At 57.4% G+C, this 7,422-nt stretch carries 7 protein-coding genes and 1 pseudogene; 6 read left to right on the plus strand and 2 right to left on the minus strand.

The annotated features are described in order from the left end of the window. Positions 1 to 61 precede the first annotated feature (61 nt). Positions 62 to 1,654, plus strand: coding sequence for a GGDEF domain-containing protein (locus HA48_RS17720; protein ID WP_128602502.1), 1,593 nt, complete (start codon positions 62 to 64; stop codon positions 1,652 to 1,654). Between the two features lie 152 nt (positions 1,655 to 1,806). On the opposite strand, the gene bcp is transcribed toward HA48_RS17720, so the two are convergent. Together bcp and HA48_RS17730 are read right to left on the minus strand one after the other, a co-directional pair. Further along, positions 1,807 to 2,274 carry a thioredoxin-dependent thiol peroxidase gene (bcp, locus tag HA48_RS17725; RefSeq protein ID WP_128602503.1) on the minus strand — a complete coding sequence of 156 codons (468 nt, stop codon included), beginning with the start codon at positions 2,272 to 2,274 and terminating at the stop codon, positions 1,807 to 1,809. A gap of 142 nt (positions 2,275 to 2,416) precedes the next feature. Continuing rightward, positions 2,417 to 2,983, minus strand: a complete 567-nt coding sequence (locus HA48_RS17730) for a glycine cleavage system transcriptional repressor (protein ID WP_128602504.1) — start codon at positions 2,981 to 2,983, stop codon at positions 2,417 to 2,419. A 143-nt stretch (positions 2,984 to 3,126) separates the two neighbouring features. Here HA48_RS17730 and dapA point away from each other — a divergent pair, with 143 nt between their 5' ends. The 5 genes and pseudogenes from dapA to HA48_RS17755 all read left to right on the plus strand — a co-directional run. After that, on the plus strand, positions 3,127 to 4,005 hold the full coding sequence (dapA, locus tag HA48_RS17735; protein ID WP_128602505.1) for a 4-hydroxy-tetrahydrodipicolinate synthase: 879 nt from the start codon (positions 3,127 to 3,129) through the stop codon (positions 4,003 to 4,005). Between the two features lie 14 nt (positions 4,006 to 4,019). Beyond that, entirely contained in the window at positions 4,020 to 5,051 is a 1,032-nt protein-coding gene (gene bamC / locus HA48_RS17740; protein WP_128602506.1) for an outer membrane protein assembly factor BamC, read from the plus strand. Between the two features lie 143 nt (positions 5,052 to 5,194). After that, positions 5,195 to 5,908 carry a phosphoribosylaminoimidazolesuccinocarboxamide synthase gene (purC, locus tag HA48_RS17745; protein WP_128602507.1) on the plus strand — a complete coding sequence of 238 codons (714 nt, stop codon included), beginning with the start codon at positions 5,195 to 5,197 and terminating at the stop codon, positions 5,906 to 5,908. Positions 5,909 to 6,083: 175 nt separating this feature from the next. Further along, positions 6,084 to 6,943: pseudogene (ypfJ, locus tag HA48_RS17750) on the plus strand (KPN_02809 family neutral zinc metallopeptidase). Next, the coding region (locus HA48_RS17755) for a tRNA(Met) cytidine acetyltransferase TmcA domain-containing protein (protein WP_139807992.1) at positions 6,943 to 7,422 on the plus strand (480 nt) is incomplete at its 3' end. The pseudogene ypfJ and the gene HA48_RS17755, both read left to right, overlap by 1 nt.

A 7,422-nucleotide genomic window follows, 5' to 3' on the forward strand; every position in this document is an offset into this window, starting at 1 on the left:
CAATTATAAAAACAGTGTCAGGCACACAAATGATGAATCTACTCACCAGGGCGAATGCGTCATGTTAGGACGTTTGCGACCCAAGACCGACCTGCGCACGCTGATTGCGCTGCTGGCGATCACCAGCATCGTCATTACGCTGGCCAATACGTTATATGCCACCTGGCGCGTGCAGCGTATGGTCCTGATCGAGAGCACCCTCGCCGCGAATCGCGCTTACGCCACCAAGCTGGCGGCCACCACTGAACTCTTTTTTCAACTGGCACAGTCGCAGCTGCACTACAGCGCCAATCAGCTGGGCAGAGATTTCGATAATCCGGAGGTGGCACAGCAGGAAGTGAATCGTCTGCGCGAGCAGACCAGCAGCTTCAACTCTGTGGCAGTGGTGGACAGCAACGGCGTGGTAAAAGCCATTTCACCGGAATCGCTGATGCTTAAAGGCATGCAGCTCACCAGTCAGGCCTCGCGGGAAGCGCTGGCGCTGCGTCAGCCGCTGGTCAGTAAGCCCACGCTCTCCGCCGCCAATAATCTGATTGTGTTTGTCTCCTGGCCGGTGTGGGATCGGGAAGGGCGCTACCTTGGCTATGTTGGCGGCACTATCTATCTCAAGAAGAGAAGTATCCTTAACGCGCTGCTCGGCGATCAGTTCTACCGCGATGGCACGCACGTGTTTGTCCTCGACCGCAATAATCAGGTGCTCTATCACCAGAACAGTCAGTTGATTGGCAAGCGTGTGCCGGGCATTGTCAGCGATCGCGAACGCGAAGAGAGCACCAACGGCGAAGTGCAGCTGAGTGAAGAGGGTGGGCCGAAGCTGGCCGGTTATGCCATTGTACCGACCACCGGCTGGATGGTGGTGGCGCTGAAGCCCACCGACGTAACGCTGGCTCCGCTCTCTGGCCTGCTGCTTCAGGTGCTGAAAAATTCGGTGCCGTTTGCGGTGCTGACCTTGCTGGTGGCGGTGATCCTGGCGCGGCTGATCGCGTTACCGCTGTGGCAGCTGGCGCGTAAAGCCAGCCAGATGGATACGCAGGGCGTTTCCGTCGAGATCGGCGTTATTCGCGCCTGGTATTTTGAAGCGGCGCAGGTGAAGCGCGCGCTGCTGACCGGTATCGGGCTGGTGCAGGATAAGATTGGCCGCCTGAAGTCAGAAGTGCAGAGTGACCCGCTGACCGGTCTGCTCAACCGCCGCGGGCTCAGCGCGGTGCTCGACTATTTTGATACGATGCAGCAGCCCTTTGCCGTGCTGGCGCTGGATATCGATCACTTTAAACGGGTGAACGATAGCTTCGGCCATGATGTGGGGGATGAAGTGATTAAGCAGGTGGCAGGAACGCTACGACACAGCGCCCGTCAGACTGATGTGGTGTGCCGCAGCGGGGGCGAAGAGTTTCTGATGCTGCTGCCTGCGTCCTCGACCGAAGAGGCACGGGTAATTGCCGAACGGGTGCGCACCAGCATTGCGGAGAGCTGGATCGATCCGGTCGGGCAGATTACGTTATCGGTCGGCATTGCCAGCTGGCAGCCCGGTCAGCACGGGCAGGATCATAGCCTGAAGCAAGCCGATGCGGCGCTCTATCAGGCGAAAAGTGCCGGGCGTAATTGCGTGATGATTGCCGGGCAGGACGCGCTGGTGAGTAGCATAACGCGGTGATACGCCCGGTTGCCGTAGCGACAGCGATAAGTGAAGAGAGCAGGGATGCCGGGACCCGCATGGATGCGGTTTTTGCCGCCGGGCGGGCTCAGCACCCCTTCTGACGCCTTTTGCCAGCCGCAGCAGTGAAATCTGCGCGGCGACGCGAGCAGTCAGGCAGTTTTCACGTAATCCAGCACGATATCGTGGTGATCCGCGGTCTTGAAGTTGTCGAACACCTTTTCCACTCTCCCCTCAGCGTCAATCAGGAAACTGATGCGGTGAATGCCGTCATAGGTTTTCCCCATAAAGGTCTTCTCGCCCCAGATACCAAACTGCTCGCACACCTGATGATCTTCATCAGACAGCAGGGTGAAATTAAGGAGCTCTTTCTCGACGAAGCGAGAGAGCTTTTCGGGCTTGTCGGTGCTGATGCCCAGCACTTCCACGCCCGCTTTTTTCAACTCATCCATGTTGTCACGCAGGCCACATGCCTGCACGGTGCAGCCTGGCGTCATGGCTTTCGGATAGAAATAGACCAATACGCGCTGTCCCTGGAAGTCGGCCAAATTTACTTGTTCGCCATCCTGATCGGGCAAGCTAAATTTCGGTGCGGTGTCACCGGCTTTCAGTGGATTCATCACAACTCTCCATTTTTCTCTTCATGCTGCGGGTAGGACAGCGCAATGGCGGCAAGCGCCAGAGCGTGTTTACCTCAGGGATATTTCACAACACGGTATGCCGCGGTGGCAGAGTGTGTGGCGAAATAGCCCGGAGCCTGATTTAAACGGCGCTGTCTGCATCGTCGGTGACACTATAAAGGCGAATTGAGCCTTGTGCATGCAGTTCTTCACACAGCTGATTAAACGCCTGCTCAATTGGCGCGCTGGCATGGTTAGCCGGGCTGTGTGCCGTCATCTGAATATAGAGCATGGGCCGCTCATCCTCCCGGGCTGGCTGTATACGTGAAGCCAGCTCGGCGATGTTCATCTGATGCTTATCGAACAGATCGGTGAAGCGCTCAATGATGTGCGGTGAATCCGGTACCTCGACCTGCACCCAGACGGTGGCGGGCATCGGCGGGGTTGCGCGCGCATTGGTGCGCTTCATCACAATCAGCAGCTCCAGCTCGGCCCCTTTCATCGGCAGCGTGGATTCAATCAGGGTAATGGCGTTCCAGCTTCCTGAAAGCAGCATAATAAAGGTGAACTCATCGCCGAGCATCGCCAGGCGGCTATCCTCGATATTGCAACCGCAGCTGCTAACGTGGCGGGTAATAGTATTGACGATACCCGGACGATCAACGCCCAAAGCGGTGATCACCAGATGGTGCGGCTGTGACTGCGGCAAAATGACTTTTCCTGTACGTTCGCTAATAACCATAAGGTAAACATAAAAAAAACTGCTGACAAGCGCCGGAATGGCGAGGCTCGCTTGCTTTTCTTTCGGGGTAAAACGTAACATGAGGCACTTGTTTGTCGAGGGGATAGCCCATGTTCACCGGAAGTATTGTTGCGCTCATTACGCCTTTGAATGAAAAAGGTGATGTCTGCCGCGCAAGTCTGAAAAAACTGATTGATTATCATGTCGCCAGCGGCACTGCGGCGATTGTTTCTGTTGGCACCACCGGCGAATCCGCAACTCTCAGCCATGAAGAGCATGGCGATGTGGTGATGCAAACGCTTGAGCTGGCCGGTGGCCGTATTCCGGTAATTGCCGGAACCGGCGCCAATGCGACCGCCGAAGGGATCTCTCTGACAAAACGTTTCACCGGTACTGGCGTTGTTGGCTGCCTGACTGTGACGCCGTACTACAACCGTCCTACGCAGGAGGGCCTGTATCAGCACTTTAAAGCGATCGCCGAAAGCACCGATCTGCCGCAGATGCTGTATAACGTACCGTCGCGTACCGGCTGCGATATGCTGCCGGAGACCGTCGCCCGTCTGGCTGAAATTAAAAATATTATTGGAATCAAAGAAGCCACCGGGAACTTATCGCGCGTTTCACAGATCCAACAGCTGGTTGGTGACGAGTTCATTATTGTCAGCGGAGATGACGCGACAGCGCTGGACTCGATGCAACTGGGCGGCAAAGGCGTGATTTCGGTCACCGCCAACATTGCAGCACGTGAAATGGTTGAGCTCTGTGCGCTGGCAAAAGAGGGCAACTTCACGGAGGCGCGTCGCCTGAATCAGCGTCTGATGCATCTGCACCAGACGCTTTTCTGTGAACCCAATCCTATTCCGGTAAAATGGGCCGCAAAACAGCTAGGATTAATCGCGGATGATACGCTGCGCTTGCCGATGACGCCGCTGACCGAAGCCGGTCAGGCGAAAACCGTGCAGGCGCTGATCAAAGCGGGTCTGCGATAATTTAGGGAGAAGTAATGAGTTATTCAGTGAAGCGCTCGACGCTGGCAACCGTGGTGGGCCTCTCTACCCTGATGCTGCTTACCGCCTGTTCCAGCGACCAGCGTTATAAGCGCCAGGTCAGCGGGGATGAGTCTTACCTGCAGGCGCCTGAACTGCACGATTTGAAAGCCCCGGCGGGCATGATCCTGCCGCTGCAGAATGGCGATTACGATGTGCCGCACAGCGTCGCGAAAGGTGCGCTGGGCAAAGCGCTCGATATCCGTCCACCGGCGCAGCCGCTGGCGCTGCTTAACGGTACGCGCGCGCAGTTCACCGGCAACACTGGCGTACTGGCGCTGGAGAGCAGTCGTGGCTCCATCTGGTCTCAGGTTGTCAATGTGGTGCAGTCATACAAATTCCCGATTGCACAGCGTGATGATGCGGCGCAGCAGCTGACCACCGATTGGGTGCAGTGGAACCGTGCTGATGAAGATAACCAGTATCGCGGTCGCTACCAGATCAGCGTGCAGACGCAGGGGTATCAGCAGGTGCTGACGGTCCGTCTGCTCGAACTGCAGCAGCAGGGCGAAGTGGTGACGTCACCGGCTCAGGTTCAGCGTTATACCGGCCAGATGCTCAACGACATCAGCACCGGACTTGATAAGATCGATACCGCCAGCCAGGATGCGGCAGCGGGTCGCGCAACCGGACAGATCGACGTGCAGAGCGGTGCAGATGATACCGGCCTGCCACTGCTGATTCTGCGTTCACCGTTTAACGTCACCTGGCAGCGTCTGCCAGCGGCGCTGAAGCGCGTGGGCATGGAGATCACCGATGACAACCGCTCGCAGGGCAGTCTGAAAGTGACCTACAAGCAGCCGGGCAGCAGCGCGTTTGATGCCGTCGGGGCGAAAGATCCTGAGCTGCCAAACGGCGATTACAAATTGCAGGTAGGCGATCTGGATAACCGCAGCAGTCTGCAGTTTATCGATCCGAAAGGCCATGTGCTGACGCAGGCGCAAAATGATGCGCTGGTAGCCGTGATGCAGGGTGCACTGAATAAATAAATGAAGAAAAGGCCGGAGATTCTCCGGCCTTTTTGTTTTGGTTTTGGCATAATAGCGCCCGGCGAGGTAAACGATTGCGTCAGGCAGTCATCGCGCGGTGAGACACCGCTGAACAGGGTTCTTTCATGTTTGGAGTTAACAAGATGCAAAAGCGAGCTGAGTTGTATCGCGGTAAAGCGAAAACCGTATACAGCACCGACAATCCGGATCTGCTGGTACTTGAATTCCGCAACGATACGTCAGCAGGAGACGGTGCACGAATCGAGCAGTTTGATCGCAAAGGAATGGTGAACAACAAGTTTAACCATTTCATCATGACCAAATTGCAGGAAGCGGGCATTCCGACCCAGATGGAAGCGCTGCTGTCGGATAACGAAGCGCTGGTGAAAAAACTGGAGATGGTGCCGGTCGAGTGCGTGGTTCGCAACCGTGCGGCGGGATCGCTGGTAAAACGTCTGGGCGTGGAGGAGGGCATGCTGCTCAATCCACCGCTGTTTGATCTCTTCCTGAAAGATGACGCCAAACACGACCCGATGGTCAATGAATCCTACTGCGAAACCTTCGGCTGGGTCAGCAAAGCCAACCTGGCGCGCATGCAGGAGCTGACCTTCAAAGCAAACGACGTGCTGAGCAAGCTGTTTGATGATGCCGGCCTGATTCTGGTGGACTTCAAACTGGAGTTCGGCCTGTTCAAAGGTGAAGTGACGCTGGGCGATGAGTTCTCACCTGATGGTGCCCGTCTGTGGGATAAAGAGACCATGGATAAAATGGACAAAGACCGTTTCCGTCAGAGCCTGGGTGGCCTGATCGAAGCGTACGAAGAGGTGGCACACCGGTTAGGTGTGAAGCTGGACTAACACTCCGCCCGCTATCCCCTGAAAAGGCTGTCAGGTATGACAGCCTTTTTTGTCTCTGCTACATTTTGCCGCGTCACTCTGCGCGCGCGCCTGACAATCCTCACCGCAACGCTGGTGCTAACCCCTGCCGCCAACTAAAATCATGCCAGACACTATCGGCAACAAGGAGCAGGCCATGCGCTGGCAAGGGCGTCGTGAAAGCGACAATGTGGAAGATCGTCGCGGCGAATCATCAGGGTACAGCGGCGGCGGGCGCCAGATTCGGATACCGCGCGGTAAAGGCGGCATTATTTTACTGATTGTGGTGGCGGTAGCGGCTACTACGGTTATGACCTGACGGCCCTGCTGGAGGGCGGTGCCCCGGTATCGCAACAGCAGCGCCAGGTGAACGCCACGCAGGACAATGAGGCGGCAAAATTTACCTCGGTGATCCTCGCCACCACTGAAGATACCTGGAGCAAACTGTTCCAGCAGATGGATAAACAGTATGTGCCGCCGAAGCTGGTAATGTACCGTGGCGCCACGCAGACGCACTGCGGCACCGGTCAGTCGGCGATGGGGCCGTTCTACTGCCCGGCAGATCAAACGGTCTATATCGATCTCTCCTTCTACGACGACATGAAAACCAAACTCGGCGCAGGCGGCGATTTTGCGCAAGGCTACGTCATTGCCCATGAAGTGGGCCACCACGTGCAGAAGCTGCTGGGCATTGAGCCTAAAGTGCGCCAGATGCAGCAGGGCGCAACGCAGGCCCAGGTCAATCAGCTGTCGGTCAAAATGGAGCTGCAGGCGGACTGCTTCGCTGGCGTGTGGGGACACTACATGCAGCAGCAGGAGATCCTTGAAGTGGGCGATCTGGAAGAAGCGCTGAACGCAGCGGAAGCGATTGGCGACGATCGTCTGCAGCAGAAGAGCCAGGGGCGCGTCGTGCCGGATAGCTTTACGCACGGCACCTCACAGCAGCGCTACACCTGGTTCAAACGCGGGTTCGACAGCGGTAATCCGGGCCAGTGCAACACCTTCGCAACTAACTGATGTCGCTGACTGACGCAACGGCGGCGATGCAGCGGGCAGGCATTCGCCGTTTAGCGGTTATCGCCGGTGAAGCGGCATGGGCCGCACAGCAGGTTAGCGCCTGGCAGACGAGTTTGCCCGGTGACTGGCTGACGCTCAGTGAGAGCGATGACTTCCCACAGCGCGTAGCACCCGCGACGCTGCGCACCCTGCTTGGCCGGGAGTTTCGTCACGCGATTTTTGATGCGCGCAGCGGTTTCCATGCGGAAGCCTTCGCCGCGCTGGCGGGCACGCTACAGGCCGGAAGCTGGCTGCTGCTGCTGACGCCGCCGTGGTCGCAGTGGGCCGGCCAACCGGATCGCGATAGTTTGCGCTGGGCCGATGTCGCCGAACCTATCGCCACTCCGCACTTTGTTCATCATCTGCAACAGCTGATCCTGCAGGACACGCAGGTGGCGCTGCTGCGTCAGTATCAGCCGCCGCGCGCTGCCGTCGCGCCC

The sequence above is a fragment of the Pantoea wallisii genome, assembly GCF_002095485.1.
GTDB classification, from domain to species: Bacteria; Pseudomonadota; Gammaproteobacteria; order Enterobacterales; family Enterobacteriaceae; genus Pantoea; species Pantoea wallisii.